This is a genomic window from Shewanella sp. 125m-1 (genome assembly GCF_052977065.1).
In genome coordinates this window covers 25,786-50,477 of the sequence record NZ_JBRILT010000006.1, presented here as the reverse complement: position 1 = coordinate 50,477, position 24,692 = coordinate 25,786, and the positions used below count along the sequence as shown (strand labels likewise).

The 24,692-nt window shown below is 44.8% G+C and carries 15 protein-coding genes; 6 read left to right on the top strand and 9 right to left on the bottom strand.

The genetic code is table 11. From position 1 onward, the window contains the following. Nucleotides 1-94: 94 nt before the first annotated feature. Nucleotides 95-784: an LrgB family protein gene (locus ACVBIK_RS04690; protein WP_447160287.1), complete on the bottom strand. Its 690-nt coding sequence runs from the start codon at nucleotides 782-784 to the stop codon at nucleotides 95-97. Beyond that, nucleotides 781-1,278: a CidA/LrgA family protein gene (locus ACVBIK_RS04685; RefSeq protein ID WP_447160288.1), complete on the bottom strand. Its 498-nt coding sequence runs from the start codon at nucleotides 1,276-1,278 to the stop codon at nucleotides 781-783. The genes ACVBIK_RS04690 and ACVBIK_RS04685 overlap by 4 nt, the downstream gene beginning before the upstream one ends. A gap of 107 nt (nucleotides 1,279-1,385) precedes the next feature. Between ACVBIK_RS04685 and ACVBIK_RS04680 the strand changes: the two genes are divergently transcribed. After that, nucleotides 1,386-2,297, top strand: a complete 912-nt coding sequence (locus ACVBIK_RS04680) for a LysR substrate-binding domain-containing protein (protein ID WP_447160289.1) — start codon at nucleotides 1,386-1,388, stop codon at nucleotides 2,295-2,297. Between the two features lie 212 nt (nucleotides 2,298-2,509). On the opposite strand, the gene ACVBIK_RS04675 is transcribed toward ACVBIK_RS04680, so the two are convergent. Continuing rightward, nucleotides 2,510-2,677, bottom strand: coding sequence for a YqaE/Pmp3 family membrane protein (locus ACVBIK_RS04675; protein ID WP_447160290.1), 168 nt, complete (start codon nucleotides 2,675-2,677; stop codon nucleotides 2,510-2,512). A gap of 268 nt (nucleotides 2,678-2,945) precedes the next feature. Beyond that, complete coding sequence (locus ACVBIK_RS04670) at nucleotides 2,946-5,906, bottom strand: ImpA family metalloprotease (RefSeq protein ID WP_447169204.1); 2,961 nt, start codon at nucleotides 5,904-5,906, stop codon at nucleotides 2,946-2,948. Between the two features lie 373 nt (nucleotides 5,907-6,279). Here ACVBIK_RS04670 and ACVBIK_RS04665 point away from each other — a divergent pair, with 373 nt between their 5' ends. Next, nucleotides 6,280-8,001 carry a methyl-accepting chemotaxis protein gene (locus ACVBIK_RS04665; protein ID WP_447169203.1) on the top strand — a complete coding sequence of 574 codons (1,722 nt, stop codon included), beginning with the start codon at nucleotides 6,280-6,282 and terminating at the stop codon, nucleotides 7,999-8,001. Nucleotides 8,002-8,089: 88 nt separating this feature from the next. Here the strand turns inward: ACVBIK_RS04665 and ACVBIK_RS04660 are convergent, their stop codons facing one another. Both ACVBIK_RS04660 and ACVBIK_RS04655 read right to left on the bottom strand, forming a co-directional pair. Next, nucleotides 8,090-11,005 (bottom strand): valine--tRNA ligase, encoded by a 2,916-nt coding sequence (locus ACVBIK_RS04660; RefSeq protein WP_447164468.1) that lies wholly within the window; start codon nucleotides 11,003-11,005, stop codon nucleotides 8,090-8,092. A gap of 19 nt (nucleotides 11,006-11,024) precedes the next feature. Continuing rightward, complete coding sequence (locus ACVBIK_RS04655; protein WP_447160294.1) at nucleotides 11,025-11,516, bottom strand: DNA polymerase III subunit chi; 492 nt, start codon at nucleotides 11,514-11,516, stop codon at nucleotides 11,025-11,027. Nucleotides 11,517-11,771: 255 nt separating this feature from the next. Between ACVBIK_RS04655 and ACVBIK_RS04650 the strand changes: the two genes are divergently transcribed. Both ACVBIK_RS04650 and ACVBIK_RS04645 read left to right on the top strand, forming a co-directional pair. Continuing rightward, the gene (locus ACVBIK_RS04650; protein ID WP_447169202.1) at nucleotides 11,772-13,007 is read left to right on the top strand and encodes a DEAD/DEAH box helicase; all 1,236 of its coding nucleotides are present in this window, start codon (nucleotides 11,772-11,774) and stop codon (nucleotides 13,005-13,007) included. 636 nt (nucleotides 13,008-13,643) lie between these two features. Further along, nucleotides 13,644-14,963, top strand: a complete 1,320-nt coding sequence (locus tag ACVBIK_RS04645) for a hemolysin family protein (protein ID WP_447160296.1) — start codon at nucleotides 13,644-13,646, stop codon at nucleotides 14,961-14,963. Nucleotides 14,964-15,173: 210 nt separating this feature from the next. On the opposite strand, the gene ACVBIK_RS04640 is transcribed toward ACVBIK_RS04645, so the two are convergent. From ACVBIK_RS04640 to pepA, 3 genes are all read right to left on the bottom strand, one after another. Further along, nucleotides 15,174-16,385 carry an EAL domain-containing response regulator gene (locus ACVBIK_RS04640; RefSeq protein WP_447169201.1) on the bottom strand — a complete coding sequence of 404 codons (1,212 nt, stop codon included), beginning with the start codon at nucleotides 16,383-16,385 and terminating at the stop codon, nucleotides 15,174-15,176. After that, nucleotides 16,382-20,359, bottom strand: coding sequence for a transporter substrate-binding domain-containing protein (locus ACVBIK_RS04635; RefSeq protein WP_447169200.1), 3,978 nt, complete (start codon nucleotides 20,357-20,359; stop codon nucleotides 16,382-16,384). Before ACVBIK_RS04635 ends, ACVBIK_RS04640 begins: the two co-directional genes overlap by 4 nt. A 390-nt stretch (nucleotides 20,360-20,749) precedes the next feature. Further along, nucleotides 20,750-22,258, bottom strand: coding sequence for a leucyl aminopeptidase (gene pepA, locus ACVBIK_RS04630; protein ID WP_447160299.1), 1,509 nt, complete (start codon nucleotides 22,256-22,258; stop codon nucleotides 20,750-20,752). 222 nt (nucleotides 22,259-22,480) lie between these two features. On the opposite strand from pepA, the gene lptF reads away from it, so the two are divergent. Both lptF and lptG read left to right on the top strand, forming a co-directional pair. Next, nucleotides 22,481-23,596 carry an LPS export ABC transporter permease LptF gene (gene lptF / locus ACVBIK_RS04625; RefSeq protein ID WP_447160300.1) on the top strand — a complete coding sequence of 372 codons (1,116 nt, stop codon included), beginning with the start codon at nucleotides 22,481-22,483 and terminating at the stop codon, nucleotides 23,594-23,596. Further along, nucleotides 23,593-24,651: an LPS export ABC transporter permease LptG gene (gene lptG / locus ACVBIK_RS04620; RefSeq protein ID WP_447164465.1), complete on the top strand. Its 1,059-nt coding sequence runs from the start codon at nucleotides 23,593-23,595 to the stop codon at nucleotides 24,649-24,651. The genes lptF and lptG overlap by 4 nt, the downstream gene beginning before the upstream one ends. The last annotated feature ends 41 nt before the right edge of the window (nucleotides 24,652-24,692 follow it).

Here is a 24,692-nt window from a genome sequence, read left to right as displayed (position 1 = left end):
CTAAATGAAGGCTAAATAAAGCATAAATATGGTTCGATTCAAGTTGTCGTTTTATTGCTTGAATCAAGTTGTACTTCAATAGGTATTGTTGCGATTAGCTGAGTAATCGGGCAAAGAGTGGGGCGCTTAATACCATCGCAATCCCGGTAAATATCATGGTCAGGCTCGCGATAACCCCTTCTTGACGGCCTAATTCACTCGCCTTAGCGGCGCCGGCTCCGTGAGCGGAAGCACCTAATGCGACGCCTTTAGCAACAGAGCTGCGAATGTTAGCGACTTTAAATAAAGGCTCACAAATGAGCATGCCCATGATCCCTGTCAGTAGCACCAGCATAGCGGTGAGTTCTGGCACACCACCAAAGGCGCCAGTGGCTTCGATAGCGAAGGGGGTTGAGACTGAGCGTACCATTAAGCTATGAGATAACTCGGCTGGCATGTTGGTTAAGTAGGCCAATAGCCAAGAGGAGCCCAAGCCGAGTAATAAACCCGTTATAACACCTAAACTTAAGGTCAGTGGATACTGCTTAATTAACAGGCGTTCACGGTAAATTGGCAGCGCAAAAGCGATTGTTGCAGGAGCGAGCATCGCAGCTAGCCAGTGGGTGTAACTGAAGTAGTCGTTAACACTAATATTCAAACACACAACCACTAACAAAATAACGACAGGCGCGACAATAATGGGCGCAAACCAGACTTTACGTTGACGGCGATAGAGGGCTTTACTGGCGTAATAACCCGCCAATGTTAAGACCAAGCAAAATATTCCTATAGCAGAATGATTCACGCAGCCTTCCTTTTCTCATGGGGTAAATCGACAGGGCGTAGCGGTATGACTTGCGCTTTTGAAGAGGCTAAGTGTTTTCTTAATCGCAGCCTTCGTTCAAATTTGAATAATTTATCGACAGTAAAAGCCGTGCCCAATAACACGCAGGTGCTAGCGACTAACATGGAACTGATAAGCACCAAGCCATAATGTTCAAGCAAGGCTTCATATTTAATGACCGCCACAACGGGAGGAATAAAAAACAGCAGTAGATCGCCAATGAGCCAAGTGGCTCCCATATTGACGCTTTTTTCAGGCACCATCTTACTGGCAAGTAGCAGTAATAAAATCCCTAAACCAATTACGCTGCCGGGAATAGGGGAGTTAATTTTCTGTGCTAATACTTGGCAGGCCCAGGCCAATAAACACAAAGCAACGATTTGTGCGATCATCTGTGAGGCGGCTAAAGCGATATGCTTAGCATTTTTATGACAGGGCTTGGCAAAAGTTGCCATGGTGAATTCCAAACTAGGGCTTTGAGGATTGATGCTTAGTTTACGCTTGCTTAATTGATAGAAAAAATGAATATTAAGAATGGAATCTATCAATTTTGGTTATCTAAATGGATCTTAAAACCCTGCACTATTTTATGCAAGTCGTGGATGCGGGTGGATTTGCAAAAGCAAGCCGCACAGCATTTCTAACTCAACCTGCGCTTTCTAAGGCAATAAAAATGCTAGAAGAAGAGCTCGATATGGTGTTGTTAGAGCGTGGTAAGCGTGGCACACAAATTAAGCTAACGGCGGCAGGTGAAGTGGTTTATCGACATGCGCAGCAATTGCTGGCTGGTCGCCAAGAGCTGCTTAATGAGCTCGATGCGTTGCGTAATTTAACCGGCGGCAGCTTAAAGTTAGGCTTAGCTCCGCTTGGTAGCGCCGAGCTATTTGCCCCTGTTATAGCAAAGTTTAGGCAGCAATATCCGAAAGTTGATATGCAATTACTGGTTCGTGGCGGCATTGAGCAAACACTAGCCTTACAAAAAAATGAAATTGAGTTGGCAACAGGGATCATTGAATTTGATGGTGAATTTGATGGATTAAGGATCCGTAATGATCCTATGGTCGTCGTGGTGCCGAAAACCCACGCGTTAGCCGGTTATCAAGAGCTACAGCTTAAAGATCTGCAATCTTTAGCGCAGGTGATGTTTGAACCTGAATATGCACTCTATGAGCTGATCTTAGAGGCCTGCGATAAGGCGGGTTTTGTCCCCGCTGAAATTACTCGAGTCAGCCATGCTGACTTTGGCATAGCTCTGGTTGCGGCCGGTACGGGAATTATGGTGTTACCGCAGATTATTGCCGAGCGCTATCGAGTTGATGCTGTGGTTAATGTGCCCCTTGCGGCAAATGATCTTAGGTGGGAATTGTCCCTGTTTTGGCATAAGCAGCAAACTCTCTCTTTTGCGGCTAAGGCGATGATAGAGCTCGTTAAGCAACAGTTAGAGCAGACGGCGATGTTGACGCAGAATAAGTAAAATGCAGCCAATGTTTGGCTTTTTGGAAAACAAAAAGCCTAGCTCATTAGAGACTAGGCTTTGTGCATTTATAGGCGAGTCAGTAGCTGGGGTTACTTAGCAAGCATATAGTGAAGGACAGTCTTTTTAAAACTAAGCGACTAAGACTAAGCAACTAAAACTAACCAAGTAATACCAAGCTGCTAATACTCGCTAGGTAACTACTCGTTAGATTACGACTTAGTGACGACCCACAGAGCGTGTAATAAACCAGGAACGAAGAAAAGCAGGCAGAGAATAATGTTGATTAATAAGTCTTTACCCGCACCATTTTTTAAAAATACTGCCAATGGCGGCAATAGAATCGCAATGATGATAAGTAATAGCTTGTTGGTGTCCATGTTGTAATGTCCTTTTAGTCTTTATCGAATAGCATATTTTTTCGCATAACAAATGGCTTATGCATGGCGATAACTCGATGATTTGTTCAGTACATTTTTTATGATAACTGTTCACAACTTAATCTATATTATAGGGCTTGTAAACGCACCAAGGAGGGATAAACTAAAGCCACCGTATCTTGGTGGCTTTGATCATTTGATTGCTTATTTAATCGATAAGCACATTTACACTTAATTTAGCGCTTAACTCGCCGCTGAAAATACCGGGTTAAAGTGGCCAAGCCTGTTTACCATCCACCGCTACAGCTTGAAGATCTAAGCTTAGGCAGTAATCCCCAGGGTTATAGACATATACTTTCCTGTCGATAACACTAAAGTTAAATCCAGCGACTTGATCTTTGGCCGCTTGTGTCGTCGCCAGTCCCCACATTTGATAAAGCTCACGATAATCTAACTGAGTGGAGTAGCTCATCGCCACCATCAAGAAGTCATTATTTGAGATGTTCTTTGCGGCATCTAAGTTAAATTGACTAAAGCCGAGTAAAGCGCGCTTTTGCAGCCAAAGTTCTTCTGAGCCTTTAGCTCGTTCAAATTCACGCAATAAAATGTGTAGTCTTGCGAGCAGATGCCAACCATTTTCCAGTGCGCCATATTTCTGCGCAGCAACCATCATCTGCAGCATGGTTGCCATGCCATTTGACCAGCTTGTTAGCTTAGCCTCTTGCATATAAGCGAATGGGTCGGCTTGATTCATGCTTTGTTGCAATACTGCAAACTCATCATCAATGTTAAGACCTTGGCAAGAAGGTAATTTACCTAGCTCGGTATAGGCGCGTGACTTAGTGTAATAGGAGTAAGGATTGGTGGTTGAATGGCCATCATGTCCATCAAATCGCAGGCGGCCTTTTTCAAGCCCATGCCCAAGTTCGTGGATGTCACCATGGCCAGTTGGGCTAAATGACCAGCTCGCATCATAAGGGTTGCCAGAGCAGCCCGCCCCGCAGGTGGCTTGGTCGGCATTCATATGTTTTACAGTATCAATAGTATCGACTTGCCAGCCCTGGCTGGTGGCAAACTCACTGATCTCTGCAACCTCGTCGATAAACGGCCCTTTGAATCCCGCTAACAAGTGAGGGTAGTTATGGACCTGGGTCATGATGGCGGTTGCCATTTTTTCTGGGGTATTCCACAGAGGCTCGTGGCTTAGGGTATTTTGCATCTTATCGAGTTTGGAATGCACCTCAAAATGCTCTGTTGCCAGCTCACTCCAATCATATTGATTTGCCGCTAAATCTTGCATGAACTTGCTGCCGTCCATGCCTGTGCGCCAGTATGGATGAAGGCCTACTTGCTTAAAGCTAAATTCAGTGGCTAAGTCAGTTTGGTCAAAACGCACCTGCATCGGTCCGCCATAAGGACTGGTAAACTTAATGGTTTCACCGGCCTTAACTTCAATATGGGTCGATTGCAATAATTTAGGGCGGTTGTAGCCGTTGCTGGCAAACTCATGAGTTGAACCTGAGCGCAGAGTATTGATAAATACCCAGGTGCGGACTTGACTGTTATCACTTCGCGTCACGCTTACAGTTTGGCCCGGTAGGGCGTAAACGCCAGCAGAGCGGAAACCTTTTTTACTGCTTAAACTCACATGCTGATCTACAGCGCTGATTTGGCTAAAGTCGGTGCGACTAAAGTTGCCTAAGTCCTTTGGTACAGCATTAATATCGCGGAAGTTATAAACGCTATGATCGGCGTAATAGGCTTTAAGGTAATTCAAGCTATCGGTCGTCGTCACATCCATCGGGTATTGAATCGCTTGGCGATAGTTATCACCAAGTAAGATAAGCAGCTTGTAGAGAGAGTAGTCAGGCTGATTGAAAATATCACGTTTACTGGTTTCTATCGCTTGGATATTACTGCGAATAGTACCGAGCGCTGGCCGATAATGATCGTTAAATCTGGCATCGCAACTCGTTGCACAATTGGCAAGGTTAAAATCGACTTGTTGGCTATCGAATAGGCTTAACCATAATTGTTCTTTATCTAGCGCGCTGAAGCTGTCGAGCATCGCGGTGGCAGATGACCAGTCGGCTTTATCTTGAGCAAAATAGTTACCAGGCCCGCCAGAACCTTGCATGCTAAAGCCCATAGGGTTCAGTACGGTTTGGGTTAAGGGAACACTATTCCAGCTATGTAGGTGCACATAGAGCAGTGGTTGTGTTGCCTGTTGAATTTGAGCAATCAGTGGCTCAACAGTTTTGATTGGAAATAGCTCTGAAGAGCCGGTTATCACCAACTGCGCCTCGGCTAAGCAACTGCTAAGCGTGGTTTCATCGCTACAGGTTTGTACCTGCCAATTAGGGTAGTGTTCGCTAATCCAGCCATTGATGCGGCTGACCGTATTGCCGCTCATGAGAAACAGACGTACTTGTTGTGGCTTTGCCAGTGCAGTTTCATCCTGCTTGAGCATCCAGCCTAATAAGCGCTTAAAGCTAGGTTCAAAACTAGCGTTATGACCTTGCTGCATGCTCGAAATAATATCGGTGCCGAATGCAGCATTGCGTTGACCAGACTTGTCATTGGTAGCTGCGAAGGTTAGGCCTTTATTACCCGTAACAATGGCATAAGCCTTATTTTGCGGATAGGCATGTTCTGCGCCTGCAAGCTGGATCATTTGTGAGTGACGGCCTTGATCGTATTGAAGGCTATCATTTTGGTAGATGCTTTTTAGCAGTGTATCGCCGTCTAAGCGATACTGATGAATGTGACTCAAGGCGCGCTTGATTATTTGTGGTGACATTGCGGCGGCAATACTGGCATCGCCGCTTTTCATCGCCGCGCTGATTTTATCATTGAGCTGAATCGTTATCTGCTCGCTAGCACTTTGGTTACTGCTATCTGTAACCGTAAGGCTGAGGGTAATGCTGCTATCTTGTATAAGTTCTTTGGCATTAATAGTTACGCCTTCAAGTGTCGCGTTTTGTAATGTGACTTCGGCTCCTGATACTTGCTGCCAGCTAAATGTATTAGCGCCAGTGGCATAAATATTGACATCAGCGGTGAGGTTTATCAGCGAATCATTCCATGCCGTTACGGTATCGCCGAGCTCAATAGTGGGAGCTTGAGCTAAGGGCGGTATTACGCCGCCATTATCACTGGTTGAATCATCTGATCCGCCACAGGCCGATAAGCCTAATAATAAACAACTCGATACAAGCAAATGCTTCATTTTATTTACACTCTATGCAATTTGTTTACATCTTGAATTTGTTTCATGTTTAAAGCAATGGTTATTTTTAAAATAGTTATATAAAACAATGTTTAAGGCGGTTTTTTGGCGTTGTCATCAAATTGACATTTGTTGTAAATTTAGTGGTGACTAAATTAGCGTTTCTCACTATTAGCTTTACCGCCAATTCTACGACTCGTTTTCGCTGTGACCCATATCAACTATTTATACAATCGATTGATTTTCAGGTATTAAATTGTCGCTTTTACTCTATGCTGCTTGCCGACTCGATATTGTTAGAAGCAATGAGTAGGTAGTTAAATCGAGCATTTCTTATATTTCAGTAAGGCAACCCCGGAGACTAGGGAACTGTATGTCTGTATTAATCGAACAGCTAGACCGAGAAGACCTTCGCCAATCGAATCACTCGCAAGCGAATGTTGTCTCAGCATTTAAATCAGTACGTTTTCAACTAAAACTGATTGTATTTTTGACCGTGATCTCTTTCCTATTCCTAGGGTATAAGGGGATTTCTGGTATGCAAGATGCGGGCGATTCGATAGGAAAGCTGTATGCCGAAGGCATGCAGCATAGTATTCGCGCGGGTAAGGTACTGAATGAACTCGCCACTGCGCGCAGTGAACTGTTATTAGCGTTTCAGCACGATCCAAGTAGCCCGTTTTCTGAAATGCATAACCATCCTCTGAGGCTGCATGTTAGCCAGGCACAGGCGGCTATCGAGCTGCTGTATAATATTATCGATAATGAAATCTTAGGCGCGAAATTAGATAATGAAGAACGGCTGCAAGCTAGCCGTTTAAAGACTCAGCTCGATAAAGTGGTCGCGCAGGGGTTTAACCCAACAATAGATGCCTTAGAGCGAGGCGAGTATGAAGCGGCAAACCGGGTGTTGCTGACACAGATTAACCCACTGTTTAAGAACATTACCGCTGAGGCGCAGTCTTTCTTAGATATGCAGGTTGTAGAGGGGCGAGATAGCTTCAATCGTTTTAATGAAGACATGCGTATTTATCTCTTGCTGGTGGCGGTTTTCTCGACGGTTTGTATCTTGGTTATAACGATTAGCTCATCACTTATTGTTCGTCGTATGGGCAAGGCGATGACGGAGCTAGAAACCACTGCCATTGATATTGCTAATGGCGATTTAACCAAGCGCATAGAGCTTGGTGGGGATGATGAGTTTTCGCATATTGCTACCTATGTGAATCAAATTGCGGCACGCTTTCAGCATGCTGTACAAAATACCCATGAGTCGACAGCTCGCTTAGCCAGTGCAGCGGAAGAGAACTCTGTGGTATCGACTCAGACTCAGCGTAATGTGATTGACCAGCAACAGCAAACTCAGCAAATCGCTGCCGCGATTCATCAGTTCTCTGCAACGGTGCGAGAAGTTGCGCAAAGTGCCGAAGCTGCAGCTATGACGTCAACAGAAGCAAATGACGCGGCTCATCATGGGCAAACCGTTGTGAGTGAAAGTATTGCGGTGATCGAGACGTTATCAACAGAGATGGATGGGGCGACAGAAGCGATGCAATTGTTGTCTAAGTCATCTGATGAAATCGGCTCAGTTGTTGATGTTATTCAAGGGATCTCGCAGCAAACTAACTTACTTGCCTTAAACGCGGCAATTGAAGCGGCACGTGCTGGAGAGCAGGGCCGAGGTTTTGCTGTTGTCGCTGATGAGGTACGTTCGCTGGCTAAACGAACTCAGGACTCGACTGAGGAAATTCAAAAGATGATCCAACATCTACAACAGGGCGCACGCGACTCGATGTTGATGATGGAGCGCGGTACAGAGCAAGCTAAGTTAAGCGTGGATAAATCACAACAAGCGGGTGACGCGCTACAGTTAATTATGGTGAGCATCGAGCAAATTAGTGCTTTGAATACGCAGATAGCGACCGCATCAGAAGAGCAGAGCTTAGTGACCGAAGAGATTAGTCGCAATATTATTAATATTAGCGATATATCAGATCAAACAGCAGCAGGTGCAGAGCAAACGCAGGCCGCGACCCATGAGCTTGCCCAGCTTGCTGAATCTATGCAGCAAGAGATTGCTTACTACCGAGTGTGATTTTGTTGAAGTATTAGATTTTAGCTAACAAAAAGGGCTGTCGATGACAGCCCTTTTTCTTTTTTTACGCTATTTGTAGCTTTTCGAATTAGCCTTCTAGCTTAGCCAGTTCAGCTTTCTGTTCAGTTAGCTTGTCCATATCACGTTGGTATTCGGCTTGCTTAGCACGCTCTTTTTCAATCACGGCAGCAGGGGCTTTGGCCACGAAACCTTGGTTAGATAACTTACCTTCGATACGCGCAAATTCAGCGGCCGCTTTCTCGAGTAATTTATCGATACGCGCCACTTCTTTAGCCACGTCGATAAGACCTGCCATTGGGATCAATAGCTCCATGTTGCCTACAAGCTGAGTAGTCGACATCGGCGCAACATCATCTTCAGACATAATGGTGATAGTCTCAAGTTTTGCCAGTGTAGTGAAGAATATCTGGTTCGCTTCAAGACGTGCTCTGTCTTTGTAGCTCACGCCACGTAGCAATGCATTAAGCGGCTTAGATGGCGCGATGTTAAGTTCTGCGCGGATGTTACGTACCGCAACAATCACTTGCTTAACCCACTCTAAATCTTCCATCGCAGCAGCATCGACTTTGTCAGCTTGATACTCAGGGAAGGCAGCCAACATCAATGTGTCACCCTCAACACCGGCTAGTGGCTTAACGCGCTGCCAGATAGTCTCAGTTAGGTATGGCATGATTGGGTGCATTAGACGCTGCATCTGCTCTAGTACGTTAACCAAAGTATGGCGCGTACCGCGAAGCTGTGCATCGGTGCCACTTTGCATAACAGGTTTCGTTAACTCTAAGTACCAGTCACAGAACTGGTTCCAAGTGAACTCGTAAATGGTGTTAGCGGCAAGATCGAAACGGTAGTTAGCCATGTGCTCGTCGTAGGCTTTAACGGTTTCATTGAACAGACCGATAATCCAGCGATCGGCAATCGATAGCTCCATTGCGCCTGGCTTGCCATCAACCAGAATTTGGCCACAATCTAGCGCTTCGCCAACAGCATCATCGCTCGCGCCTTCAGCTTGCACTTCGGTGTTCATCAATACGTAACGTGATGCGTTCCAGATCTTGTTACAGAAACTGCGGTAACCATCTAGGCGCTTCATGTCCCAGTTGATGTCACGGCCCGTTGATGCCATAGACGCTAGTGTAAAGCGCAGTGCGTCAGTACCATGCGGCTCGATACCTTCGCTAAACTCTTTACGCGTGCTCTTTTCAATCTTAGCGGCAAGTTGTGGCTGCATCATGTTGCCAGTACGCTTAGTCACTAGTGACTCAAGGTCGATACCGTCAATCATGTCTAATGGATCAAGTACGTTACCCTTAGACTTAGACATCTTGTTACCGGCTTCATCACGGATAAGGCCTGTCACATATACCGTCTTGAACGGCACTTGTGGTTTGCCGTTTTCATCTTTGATGAAATGCATGGTCATCATGATCATACGGGCAACCCAGAAGAAAATGATGTCAAAACCAGTAACCAACACATCAGTTGGGTGGAAGGCTTTAAGCTCAGCGGTATCTTTTGGCCAGCCTAGTGTAGAGAACGTCCACAATGCTGAACTGAACCAGGTATCCAGTACGTCGGCGTCTTGGCGAAGTACTACTGAGTCATCAAGGCTGTGCTTAGCACGGACTTCTGCTTCATCGCGGCCAACATACACTTTGCCTGCTTCGTCGTACCAAGCTGGGATACGGTGACCCCACCAAAGCTGACGTGAAATACACCAGTCTTGAATGTCACGCATCCAAGAGTTGTACATGTTCTCATACTGCTGTGGTACAAACTTGATGTCGCCGTTTTCAACCGCTTCCATGGCAGTTTTAGCCATAGGAGCAACAGCAACGTACCATTGATCTGTTAGTAATGGCTCGATTACCACACCAGAGCGGTCACCGTAAGGGACTTTCAATCCGTGTGGATCGATTTTGCCCAGTAGACCTAATGTTTCAAACTCTGCAACAATCGCGCTGCGCGCTTTAAAGCGATCAAGACCGACATAACGCTCAGGTAGGCTATTATCTAGTTCGTTGTTTGCAGTGCCGTCGGTGTTAACCACTTCAGCGCTTGAGCGAATTGCCGCATCAATGGTTAAGATGTTGTACATCGGCAATTCATGTCGCTTACCGACTTCATAGTCGTTAAAGTCGTGCGCAGGAGTGATTTTCACACAACCTGTACCGAACTCGATATCAACATAATCGTCTGCGACAATAGGGATAAGACGATTGACGATTGGCAGTAAAATGAATTTGCCAATTAGCGATTGATAACGCTCATCGTCTGGATGAACCGCTACTGCACTGTCCCCCAGCATGGTTTCAGGACGTGTGGTTGCTACTTCTAGGTAGTCTTTACCATCGCTAGTCAAAGCGCCATCGGCAAGTGGGTAGCGGAAATGCCACATGCTGCCTTGCTTTTCTTTGTTCTCAACTTCTAAATCAGAGATAGCGGTGTGCAGGGTCGGATCCCAGTTCACTAGGCGCTTACCGCGGTAGATTAGGTCATCTTCGTAAAGGCGTACAAATACTTCTTGTACCGCTTCAGACATGCCTTCGTCCATAGTAAAACGTTCACGGTCCCAATCAACAGATGCGCCAAGGCGACGTAGCTGCTTAGTGATGGTGCCGCCAGATTGCTCTTTCCAATCCCAGATACGATCGATAAAGTTTTCACGACCCAAATCATGGCGGTTTAAGCCTTCTTCGGCTGCCACTTTACGCTCAACTAACATTTGAGTGGCAATACCGGCGTGGTCTGTACCGACCTGCCAAAGGGTGTTCTTACCCTTCATACGCTGGTAACGGGTTAACGTATCCATGATGGTATCTTGGAAGGCGTGACCCATATGCAAACTACCCGTCACATTTGGTGGCGGGATCATGATGCAATAGTTGCCTTGAGACTCGTCGCCGTGTGGCTTGAAGTAACCTTTCTCTTCCCAGTTTTGGTAAAGAGACTGTTCGATAGACTGCGGGTTATATGTTTTTTCCATGAGGCGTGTTTATCTCAAACTAAAAATTAATTGGTTGTGCTGCTAGATCTTGGGTCGTTAATGCTATCCCAAGAGCGCGATACTGCCGATAGCGATCGCGAGCAATCGCTTTGTGGCTATCGTCATTGGCAACGAAATCGATAATCTGTCCAAAGTTTACCGCAAATTGCGGTACTTGGTCTGCAAGATTAAGCAGAAGATGACGTTTTTTGTTGGCACCAAGCCTATCAAAGCCGATTTCTACCGGAGCACCGCCGATTGGGCCTTCACCTTTTAGGTTGTGGGGCACAAATGATTGCGGCTCAAATTGCCAAAGCAGCTCGTCAATAGCATAAGCTTGCTGTTGATCTTGGCAATGGATATAAACCAACTCTTGAGTAGCAAAAGCCCGCTCTGCCAATTGGCAAGCGAGTAAGTACACTTGGTCCTGCGCAGATTTAGGCGCATTAGATGCAGGTTTTGCGTCCTTTGGCATCATGTAAAACAGGGCTTGCGACTGACTAAAAGACATAGTGGGTTATCGGCATAGTGGGTTGTTGGCGCTATTGTCTTAGCTTTTTGGCTGACGAAAGAGAGGATTTTACACTAAAAGTCGCTCAGAGATCAGCCTCTAATCACTGATTTATTTATTGATGCACCCAGTTAATCGGTGTGGTTAGTTGCCACGTTTGCATCGAGAGTGGGCTGGTGATGGGGTAAAGAGTTAATTTTACTAATCACGTCGCTGTGGTTACACTCCATGCACTTGCCGATATTAGCCGATACTATGAATTTTTCCGACCTTAACCTCAGCGTTGAAACCCTATCTAAACTGCCAAGCAGTGTTTCTGTAGCCACTGAAATCCAAAGACTTGCTATTCCTGAAATATTAGCGGGAAAAGACCTCTTAGCATTGGCACAAACGGGCAGCGGTAAAACCTATGCGTTCGGTTTACCTTTATTGCAAATCATCACTAATGATGGCGTTGAAAACGGTAAAGTAAAGGCGCTGATTCTGGTGCCTACCCGAGAGCTTGCGTTGCAAGTCGGTGAGGCGCTTAAGTATATCTCAGTTAATATTCGGTTGACGGTATTATGTGGTGGTGTTGATAAGGCCAAGCAGCTTGAAGAGCTTGAGCTACAGCCTCAGCTTATTGTGGCAACACCAGGACGTTTACTCGATTTTCTACGCCAGCAACTTATTACATTGGAAAGTGTAAAGCAGTTGGTGCTAGATGAGGCCGATAGGCTGATGGAAATGGGCTTTTGGCCTGATATCGAACGCATTATTGAATGTATTCCTGCAAAGCGACAAACCTTATTATTTTCAGCGACGTTAGCCCCTGAATTAAATGACAAGGCGTTGAAGTTACTACATGCTCCGAAAAAGTTGGCTGCCCAAGCTGTGAACAGTGTAACGAGTGACATTAAAGAGTTACTGTTCCTTGTCAACAAGGGCGATAAAGCGAGAGCGTTGATTGCATTGAACCAAATGCATCAATGGTCACAGGTATTAGCTTTTGTTAATGCCCGAGATGATGCCGATAAGTTAGCAAAAAGGCTCGTTAAAGCAGGTATTAATGCGGCGGCCTTGCATGGTGATAAAGAGCAGCTTCAGCGGCAGCAAACATTGGAAGATTTTAAAACGCGTAAACTGCAAGTGTTAGTGACAACTGATTTACTGTCTCGCGGCATTCATATCGATGCGCTGCCTGTAGTGATTAATGTCGACTTACCCGCTAGCGCACCTGTATACGTGCATCGTATTGGTCGTACTGCTAGAGCGGGTGACAATGGGGTGGCTATCTCGTTAGTGTGTCATAGCGAGTCCGATAACTTGAAGGCGATTGAGCTATTAACTAAGCGAGAAATGAAACTTGAATCGCTCGAAGGGTTTGAGGTGACAGATAAGCCTGCGTCGGGTCAGAGTAAAAGGGCACCTCGGGATAAAACAGCCAACCGTCGCAGCCAGAGTAAGCGCAGTGCCAAGGACTTTGCTGCTAAAAAACAATTTGGAAAGTAAAATAACCTATTTGCTTTTGGGAATGTCTCTCGCACCAGCAAGGCGCCCGATAAAAAATGATAGGCCGACAGTTTCCGTATATGCTCAGCCCAAAAAGCGCCAATAAGAAAGCCTACTGCAGCCATAGTGCCAGCATATAAGCTTGAATTGACCTAATTGCAGGCTGGTACCTATGCCAATAAAAGCGCCTACCAATGTGGGGGGTAACGCTACTGCTAACCATTGTAAAGTGTGTACTAGCCATCCAATAAACTTCATCGATTATCCTTAATCTTTATAAATGCAGGTTTGAGTACCTCACTTTACTCAACTTTAACGTAATGCTGGTGTTGCTTGAGAAATTATATCGGCAGGTTTAGACCATATAGTTAGTTATAATTACGTGGTTATTTTTCGTACAAACATAGGCTTAAGTTAAGCCAATATTTTTTGTTTCAGTGATAAAAAAATAGACGCTCACATTGTCTAATTTATTAGCTGGTGAGTTGTCTGTATTGCGGATATACTCCGCGATCGCGCCAATAGTGGTTGGTCATTATACAAAGTTCTACTTGGAGAAAGATAAATACTGCCAAGAAGAAATAATGATATGCAGTAAAGGGATAAGTCTGTTTTTAGTTTTGATAAAGGTGCTAAATGAGCTTCTTTGATAATGCTGTAATTATATTACTCCTGATTGGGGTGAGTTGTTTTTTTTCTATGTCGGAAATAGCCTTGGCGGCAGGGCGTAAAATTCGTCTGCGTCAGCTTGCGGCTGAAGGTGATATTCGCGCCAATAAAGTCCTGTTGCTGCAAGAGCAGCCAGGTAATTTCTTTACTGTGGTGCAGATAGGTTTAAATGCCGTGGCGATTATGGGTGGTATCGTGGGTGAGTCAGCGTTTACGCCTCATATTCACGCATTCCTATCGTCTTGGTTGAGTGGACCTTGGTTAGACAAAATGAGTTTTCTACTGTCATTTGTGATTGTGACCAGCTTATTTATTTTAATTGCCGATCTTATCCCTAAGCGCTTAGCGATGGCCTTTCCTGAAAAAGTGGCGATGACCTTTGTTAGCCCTATGATGGTCTGCATCGTGGTGCTTAAACCGCTGGTGTGGTTCTTCAACGGCTCTGCTAACTTCGTATTCCGTGTGTTTCAAGTGCAAACGGCGCGTAATGATGCGGTGACTTCAGATGACATTTATGCGGTGATGGATGCGGGTGCAGAAGCGGGGGTGCTAGATAAAGGCGATCAGCTGATGATGGAAAAAGTGTTTGAAATGCAAACCATTCCCGTCACGGCAGCGATGACAGCACGTGAAAGCTTAGCTTATTTTCTTCTGCAAGATAGTGAAGATGAAATTAAGCATAAGATAGCACAGCAGCCTCATTCTAACTTTCTTGTTTGTAACGAGCAGTTAGATACTGTGGTGGGCATCGTCAATGCGAAAAAGCTACTTATCTGCTTGATTAATGGTGAAAAAATCAGCCTTAAAGATAAAAGCCTTGTGAGTAACTGCTTTATCATTCCTGACACTTTAAGCTTGTCTGAGTCGATGGATTATTTTAAGAATAGCCGAGCAGACTTTGCGGTAGTGATGAATGAATACTCCTTAGTTGTGGGCGTAGTCACTGCGAAGGATCTGCAAGATGCAGTGATGGGCGCGTGGTCTTTGCCTGAATGTGAAGAGCAGATTATTGCTCGCGATGAGCGTTCGTGGCTGATGGATGGCGTGACGCCGATTACCGATGTGATGCGAGCACTGGATATTGAGGAGTTCCCTCAAAATCATAACTACGAGACTATCGCGGGTTTTATGATGTTTATGCTGCGCAAAATTCCAAAGTGCACCGACTCGGTTAATCATGCAGGCTTTAAGTTTGAAGTGGTTGATGTTGATAGTTATAAGGTCGACCAGCTTTTGGTTACGCGAATTGAAGAAGAGACCACTGAGACTCTAGAGGTTAACGCTTAAGCATAAGCGATCAGCGTAAATCTATTTGCATATGGAACATATGAAAACGGCTGAGTCTATTTAGACTCAGCCGTTTTTTTTTGCTGGCGACTTCTGTATTGAATGGCTTCTGTATTAATAACCTTTGCGTTAATGACTTTACCAGGGGAACAGCCATCATTCGCCTTGATTGAATTAAAGCGCTAAGTCGCTGGCTTTCTTGTGCTGAGGTTAAGCCTTGCTGGAAATGCTATTTGCTTTGATTTTCCAGCTCTCATGCCAGTCGTGTAATTGCTCTACAGGCATTGGCATAGCGATATAATAACCTTGGGCTAAGGTGCAACCTAATGATTGCAAGCGCTGCCACAGAGGCAATGTTTCTACTCCCTCGGCAACAGACTCTAGCGATAAACGACGGCTTAACAATAGACAGGCTTCTACAATCGCTGCGGCGGTATTACTCGTTTCCATTGTTCGAATAAAGCTCATGTCTATCTTGAGAGAGTCAAATGGTAAGGTGTCTAACAGTGATAATGATGAGTAACCCGTACCGAAGTCGTCAATTGATAAACTAAAGCCGTGCATCGCGAGACGCGACGCTGCCTCTAATGCTCTGCCCGTATTTTCTAAGGCGTCAGTTTCAGTGATCTCAAAATAGAGTTGTTTGCAAAGGTTAGGTTGCTGTTCTGCTAAAGAGAGCACTTGGTCAACAAAATGATTATGCGTCAGAGTGGTAGGTGTAATATTAACTGCAACGGGGCGTTCGCCTAGCTCATGTTGATGCTGTAGCACATAGTTGATGCTTAATAGGGCTAATTGCGCATCTTTTTGCATTTTGCTCAATAAGGGTAAAAAACATGCTGGCGGTAATACACCTAAGATAGGGTGTACAAAACGGATCAGCGCTTCACTACTTCGCCATTCACCGGTATCTAATGTGACCAGAGGTTGAAAATAAGGCTTAATCCAACCCTGCTCTAATGCATGTTCGAGCTCCTGTTCAGTAAACACTTTGTCTAATACCGATGAGCTATGAATCGGCGTCATGGCGCTGCTAAGCCGCTCAACATTGGCCAAGTCGAGTAGCTCTTTTAGTGTATTCATTTTCACCGGCTTACTGATGGCACCAATCACTTTAAGGTGATAGTTCATACACATTTTCTTTACGGTATCGAGTACGATCTGGTTACTGGCACTAGTGATAATAATGCTGCCAGTAAAAGACAGCTCACTGATATGACTTAAAAAAGTGATACCGTCCATTTCTGGCATTTTTAAGTCACACAGTAAGATATCGGGCTTAAAACTTGCCATTATTTGTAATGCTTCAACACCTGAAGCGGCGGTTTTAATCTGCGCAATGTGAGGCATATTAATCAGCTCTAGCTGCATTAGCATAGCTTCACGCTGAAACTGGTGATCTTCAATCAGTAGGATTTTCATGTTAATCGCTTTACCTGAGTCGAGATCTGGCTCATTAGCTGTTTCAATTGTGCAAGTTGTCGTTGCACCGTGTCGATATCTTGAGTCGAGGCTGCTTTTTCGATTTCACTGCAACATGTGGCTAAACGTTCACACTCAATGACGCCAGCTGCGCCTTTTAGCTTGTGGGCGTGATGTGCGGTAGCGATAAAATCTCGGCCTACGACAGCCTGGTTGAGTGCTGCAATATCTTGAACACTGGTGGTGACAAACTTATTGAGTAAGCTGATACATATCGCTAAGTCGCCGAAATTAGCTTCAAGTGCAGCAATATCGATAATCAGTTGGACTGTTTCCTCTGTCGCTACGCAAGGCTGATAAGTGGCATTATCAACGTTCTCGGCATTCTCAAGATGAGCTACATTGTCTGCAGCGGCTTTAATGTGGCTGCTCAGTACCGTTTGTAGCTGTTGTAATGTGACCGGCTTAATTAAATAGTCATCGAAACCAAGCTGATGGCAACGGTTTCTTTCACTGGACATGGCATTAGCAGTGAGAGCGATTACGGGTAGACGAGGCAACTGTTTTTGCCTTTCATTGTCGCGGATAGCGCTTACTAAGCCGTAACCATCGAGTTCGGGCATATGGCAATCGGTAAGCAATAGCATGTATTTCGTCTGCTGGTAAGCTGTTAATGCCTGCTGGCCATTATCAAAGATATCTGCAAAGTAACCCAGTTTACTGAGTTGCATCCTAATGACATCTTGATTGATTGGATGATCTTCTGCGACCAGAATAAGCTTATTTTGTGCAATGGCTTGTTCACGGGTCAGGGCTAACTTTATGTCTCCCTTCATGCCGATATATTGGTTTTTAAAGAACTCTGGCTTAGTCATAAGGTGCAGCAAGTGCAAAGGGATCAAAGGGTTGACTGACAGTGCCCAACCTAGTGTTGCCGGTGTTGGCGACAGCATACTCTTGTTTTTAAGTAAGATGACTTGTACGCCGGGTATATTGTGGTTAATCCAGCTAGGGGTCATCGATTGCTGTTCACACCATGCTTCGCATAGCAGTAATACTTCGAGCTTTTGCGTGGCGACATAGCTTGCAAGCCCCGTTTTATTATCTGTGCCTAATAGATTAAAAGTGGTGCAATGCCAATTGATTAAGTATTCACTAAATAGATTGTAGTTACTTTCATCAGTGACAATGATGCCGCAACGCTTGTTGACGATAGTGGGGATTTCAACTGCTACGGTTGGCAAGGTCAGATTAAAGCGAAAAGTACTGCCTTGGCCGTTGGTGCTGGTTACCGATATTTCTCCACCCATGAGTTTAACCAGTTGCTCGCAGATAGATAAGCCTAAGCCTGTGCCATTAAAGCGTCGCTCACTGCTGAGGTCAACTTGCTCAAATGGCAAAAATAATTTGCTAATATCTTCCTCTCGGATCCCTATGCCACTATCTGTTACAGCGAAAGTGATGGTTTGCTCTTTGTCGGTTGCGCTCAACAGCCCGACGGACAACCAGATCTCACCTTCTGTGGTAAATTTCGATGCGTTATTGAGCAGGTTGTTCAATACCTGTTTAAGCCGCAAATTATCAAGAGTTAACGAATAGGACAGTTTTGGGTCAAGCCAAAGCTTGAATTTAAGGCCTTTTCGCTCAATATGGGCAATATGTGGTTGGACTAACTCACCGATAAAACTGCTTAACTGACATACATCTGGGCTTAGTTCTAATTTCCCAGCCTCGATTTTCGAAAAATCTAAAACGTCATTAACAATATTGAGCAAGTTGCTACCTGAATGGGTGAGGTTTTTATGGATCCCATAAAGTTCGTTGCTGTTTAGATGCGGAGCCATGAGCTCTAATAGACTTAAAATGCCACTGATTGGCGTACGAATTTCATGGCTCATCATGGCCAGAAAACGTGATTTAGCTACCGTTGCAGACTCAGCAATCAATCGAGCTTCGTCCAGTTCAGCCTGTTTCTCTTTAATGACCGTGATATCGACTAAAGTGTAGGTCCAATGCTTATTTCTATCCTCTTTTGTACAGGTGCCCGTGAGCTGATACCAAGAGATCTTACCGTCAATATTAAGCTTCATTGTTGTATAAAGTGAATCTCGGAATCGGGACTCTTCAATATCAGTTAAGAACCCATGCTCGTCTGCGTGCATGGCTAAAAATTCCATAAGCAGATGCGGCGCTTGATAGAGTTGATTAGGGGTTAGACCAAAGTATTTTTCGATATTACCACTGATAAAGCTCCAAGAAATATCTTCAATATCATCGCCATAGCGTATTAGTTGTGCAACGACGCCACCAAAGTTGTTATTCACCAGTCGTAGCTCTTTTTCGATACTCTGTCTCTGAGCTATTTCAGCTTTTAACTTTCTGTTTGAATAGGCTATGACTAAAAAAAGCGTAAAAATGCCACCCAGTACTAGCAATAGCCAGTTGGGTATTTTTTCAAAGGAGAAGTCACTATCGATACTGACATTATTCCATTTATGAGTAATAGCCTGTAATTCATCCTTATCAATAGCGTGTTTTGTCTTATCAATAACAGATAATAGAGCGGGGTTAATTTTATTCACTGCAAAGCTGACGGGGCGGCTCTGCTGCTCTATCGGGGTTGTTAGGATCTGAATTTTCCCTAAGTAACGCGCGCTAATGACTCTGCTCGCCTTCGATAGCGGCAAAATACCGACCTGAACTTTACCGTTAATAACGGCATTAAGCAGGTGTTTAGTGGTGTTAAACCTGGTTACATTGGCATAGGGAAAATCTTTTTTAGTGTCAATTTGCTGCTCATGCCTGCTTAAAACCCCCAGTCTTTTAGTCGTTTCTAGCTGACCAGTAGCCAGGTTCGTTGCGGCAACCGCAATCCAAGGATCTTGTATATAAGCTGTTGTGCACTGCGTAAATGGATGTTTTCCTTGCACGCAGGTAAAGGCTGGAATGAGTTCAAACTCATTTTCAGCAAGGTACTTTTCAATATTTTGACCATTGAATTCAGTGGCTTCAATTTTTAGATTTAGTTTGTTGGATATCGCTTTTAAGATATCGGCGCCCATTCCATCCATTTCTCCAGCGTCATTGGTGAAGGTAAATGGGTAACTGTCAGCAGAGTAAAGCACCTTAATGACCTTTTTATCTCTGATAGCATTGCTCTCTGATTCGGTAAGGTTTAAGCCTTGATGCTGATAAATATATTTAACTTGAGAGCTGGTCAGCCAGGCTTCATAGAGTTTGTCGAAGGCCTCTGTAGGGATCTGTTTTAAGCCATCATTTAATCGTTCGATCAACTTGTTATTTTCGATGAGTCCCGCGAAGTGCAAACTTTCAAGAGGCATGTCGTTAAGCAGGCGAATATTTAATTTTTTCGGTGTATATTGGTGGGTAAGTAAGTAATCAAGAGTGATCGCATTACTTATGTAGGCATCTGAACTACCATTGAGCACCGCTTTATAAGCAGATAGGCTATCGGTGTAGTTGATGACTTTGACACTATTAAGGCCATTTCTGAGTTGCTCATTAATCGCAAAGCCTTTTTCGGTCGCGATGCGCAGGCCTTTTAACTCAAAAAGGCTATTGGTATTTTCTTGATAAGTGATCCCTGCAATCGGTACCAACATAAGCGGCGAGCTAAAACTTAGCCAAGTCATTCTCTCAGGAGTCTTTGACGCCCCCATAATGATATCAATCTCACGATTACGCAGTGCTTGAGTCACTTGTTGGTAGTTAGGATAAGTCACGACCTCTGTGCGGTAGCCGCTGTTCTTAGTGATCTCTTGTAAAATTGACGGCAGCAAACCGATCGCATTTCCATCTTTACCAATGTAAGTAAAAGGCTGCCAGTCAGCTACTGGGTAGCCGACTCTGATCACTTGCTCTGCATTGGGCAAGTGCGAGTCTTTATTTTCTTGATCCGCTATGACGGGTAAAGAAAAAACAAACAGAAAAAATACCAGAAATGCGTTACGCATATTGCAGCCTATGTTGGATTACGGCAGTAATAAATAAAATGTTGATGCACAGGCAGCGACTACTAACGAGGGGAGTTCGCAGTAGAGTCTTAGTTAAGATTAAGTGGCTGGTGTCAGTGTTTTGCGCGAGATTAAGTAGCTTAAAAACTGAGGCTGTGAATTTTTGCGTATTGTAAGCTCAATTCATTAATTGTCGATATCTTGTGATAATAATTATGTCAGGCAGCTCTCATTTTGAAGATATTTTCAGCAAAAGGAGTTTCTTTGCTCATGACGAGCTTGCAGGGATGTTTATTCACGTAGGGCTTAAGCTTGAAATAAAAAAGGCTAAACCGGCTGGATTATAGAGTGAAAACCGTGTTTAGCCTTAATGTAAGTGTTCGCGTGGGGTTATTCGCCTTGCTCTATGCCTGCTCGGTTAAGCAAGAACTGAGTCAATAGCGGAACTGGACGACCCGTAGACCCTTTGTTGGCACCGCTGTTCCAAGCTGTACCAGCCACATCTAAGTGGGCCCAGTTATACTTCTTGGCAAAGCGAGACAAGAAGCAAGCTGCAGTGATTGAACCTGCCGCGCGGCCACCTAAGTTAGTCATATCAGCAAATGGGCTTTCCAAGTGCTCCTGGTACTCATCCCATAACGGCATGCGCCATGCGCGGTCGCCACTTTGCTCGCCAGCATTTAATAACTCATGCGCGAGTGGATTGTGACCAGAAAACAGGCCTGATGCGTGTTTACCTAGTGCGATAACACAAGCGCCAGTTAATGTTGCAGTATCGACCACAAGCTCAGGATCGAAGCGCTCAACATAGGTGAGCACGTCACATAATACTAAGCGGCCTTCGGCATCAGTGTTTAGCACTTCAACGGTTTGGCCAGACATAGTGGTAAGGATGTCACCTGGACGATAAGCATTGCTTGATGGCATGTTTTCACAACCAGCCAAAATACCAATGACATTGATAGGCAGCTGCATATCACACAGGGCTTTCATGGCGCCAATAACACCGGCAGCACCACCCATGTCATACTTCATTTCATCCATGGCTTCGCCAGGTTTAAGTGAAATACCACCAGAGTCGAAAGTTAGTCCCTTACCGATTAACACGATTGGCTTTTCTGTATTATCAATGGCGCCCTTGTATTCCATAATGGTCATTACTGACTCATTATCGCTACCACGGCCAACCGCTAGGTATGAATTCATGCCTAGCGCTTCCATTTGCTCTTCACCGATAGTTGTCACTGTTAGGTTTTCAGTGTTTTCGGCAATCTGGCGAGCCTGTGAAGCAAGGTAAGCAGGGTTACAGATATTTGGTGGCATGTTCGCTACGTCGCGACAAAGGTGCATACCTGCTGAAACGGCCATACCGTGTTCAATAGCACGCTCACCAACCGTCAGCTCGCGGCGAGTGGGTACGTTGAATACTAGTTTACGCAGTGGACGGCGAGTTTCACCCTTACGGGTTTTTAGCGCGTCAAAGCAATATAGGCTATTTTGTGTGGTTTCAACGGCTTCACGTACTTTCCAGTATGTATCGCGTCCTTTTACATGTAACTCGGTAAGGAAGCATACAGCCTCCATTGAACCCGTTTCATTTAAAGTGTTGATTGTTTTCGTAATGATTTGTTTGTATTGACGTTCATCAAGTTCGCGCTCTTTACCGCATCCGACGAGCAAAACGCGTTCGCTTAGTACATTCGGTACGTGATGAAGCAACAACATTTGTCCTGGCTTTCCTTCCAAATCACCACGACGAAGTAAGTTGCTGATATAGCCTTCACTGATTTTATCTAACTGTTCGGCGATACCGGACAAGCGTCTTGGTTCGTATACACCTACGACGATACAAGCTGAGCGTTGTTTCTCTGGACTACCGCTCTTTACGCTAAACTCCATGAGCTCTCCTAGATTCTTAAAGACAAATTTTATTATTTATTAGATAATGTCTGCTTGTGCCCAAAAGGGCTCGAATATGGCGCACCCTATAATTTTCTTTTCAGGTGTTTTCCCTGGCCATGTTATGTACTTGTTGGTAACAAAACTACTAAAAGTAGACAGTCTACATGAAAGTTGTATTGATACCAGCATAAATGAACGTTTGGAGACCGGATCCTCACTGTGATTGTATTTAGATACCTGATTCGAGAAGTTTTTAAAGCGCAAATAGCGGTACTTTTGGTGTTGTTAGCTATTTTTATTAGCCAACACTTTGTCCGCGTGCTTGCTGATGCCTCTGACGGCGAATTTCCTGCCTCGTTAGTTATGACCTTACTGGGTCTTAACTTGCCGTTTCTTACTGTTTTGGTTTTACCGCTGAGTCTATTTTTGGGCATTTTATTAGCCCATGGACGTATGTATGCCGAAAATGAGATGGTTATTTTTCATGGGGTAGGGATCAGTGAGTGGTATATCACCCGAGTCACACTATTGCTTGCTGTGATGAATATGGTGTTTACCGCGTTCCTATCAATTTATGTTGCGCCTTGGGCTGAGGAGCAGCAAAACCAAGTGCTTGAACATGCCAAATCCGAAGCGGGACTGGCGGCATTAACCCAAGGACGTTTCCAAACGAGTCCAAATGGACGAGCGGTACTGTTTGTTGAGCGCATTGGTCGTGATAACAAGTTAGATAAAGTGTTTGTGGCTCAGTTGCCAGAACCGGACGATGAAACTGGCGTCGCCAATGTTGTCGTTGCGCGCTCTGGTAAAGTGGTTGAAGACGGAACGGGTGGCCAGCGTTTGCAGCTAGAAGATGGCGTGCAGTATCAAGGCAGTCCGAAACGTGTCGATTACCAAGTCGTCGAGTTTGGTGGCTATCAAATGCAGATTAAAGAACAAGAGGTTGATGAGCGGCGCCGTAAGTTATCGGCCATGCCAATTGGTCAGCTTATGGATATAGATAGCCCAGAAGCGACAGCTGAATTTCACTGGCGACTAGCAATTCCGCTGGCGATCCCATTGATGACCTTAATTGCAGTGCCAATGGCGCGTGTGAATAATCGTCAGGGTAAGTTTGCTAAGATGTTCCCGGCTATTTTGTTATATCTTGGTTACTTTGGTTTGATGGTTGCTGGCCGTAAATCCTTAGAAGATGGCGTAATCCCTCAGTATTTAGGCATGTGGTGGATCCATGCTTCCGCCCTGGTGATTGGCATATTACTGCTCGGTAAAGAGCGGCCGTTAGGGGCGAAGGTTACTGGCCTGTTTAAGCGTAAAAAGGCGGCCAAAGCATGAAGATCTTAGATATCTATATTGCTCGCGTACTGATTAGTACCTCTTCATTGGCATTATTAGTACTCACAGGTTTGTCAGGTATTATTAAGTGGGTCGACCAACTTCGCCTTGTGGGACGAGGCACTTACACCATGATGGATGCTGGTGTTTACGTGTTATTTTTGATCCCAAGAGATATTGAACTGTTTTTCCCTATGGCCGTTTTGCTCGGCGCTTTGATTGGTATGGGAATGCTCGCGTCAAACTCTGAGCTGGTGGTGATGCAGTCATCAGGACTTTCGCGCCTACAAATAACCATGTCGGCGATGAAGACGGCTATCCCATTGATGATCATCGTAATGATGCTCACAGAGTGGGTTGCTCCTGTAGCGGAGTTGCGCGCTAAAGAGATCAAGCGAACCAATATATCCGGTGGCAGTTTAATCGATTCTAATCGGGGCATTTGGGCTAAAGATGGTGACCTGTTTGTTAACATTGCAGGGGTTGTCGATAGCGATAGTTTGCGTAATATCACCTTGTATGAATTTGATGATACCACTAACTTAACCAGTACAGTGCATGCGGACTCAGCTGAATATAAGAAGAATTATTGGCAGTTATATGATGTCAGAAGAACCACAATTAACAATAATCAGGTAGTGCTAACTAACTTAGAGGAAGATAAGTGGATTTCGTCGCTAACACCGGAAAAACTCAGTGTGGTGTCGGTTAAGCCTGAATCTTTGTCAATTGAAGGTTTACTTGATTACTTGGATTATCTAAAGAGCAATAATCAGGCGTCAGAACGTTATGAGTTGGCCCTGTGGCGTAAGTTGCTGCAGCCTGTCACGGTCGCCGTGATGATGTTAGTGGCGCTTTCATTTGTATTTGGTCCACTGAGAACGGTAACGATGGGCGCACGGGTATTGCTAGGCGTTGTAGCCGGGTTTAGCTTCTATATCTGTAGTGAGATTTTCGGCCCATTGAGTATAGTTTATGGCTTGCCGGCGTTTATTAGTGCCGCTATGCCTGCATTGATTTTCAGTATTGGAGCGCTCTACTTTATCAGGAAGTAGCGATTTTAAATTAGCGTAATCAATCACGCTGACAACCGTTT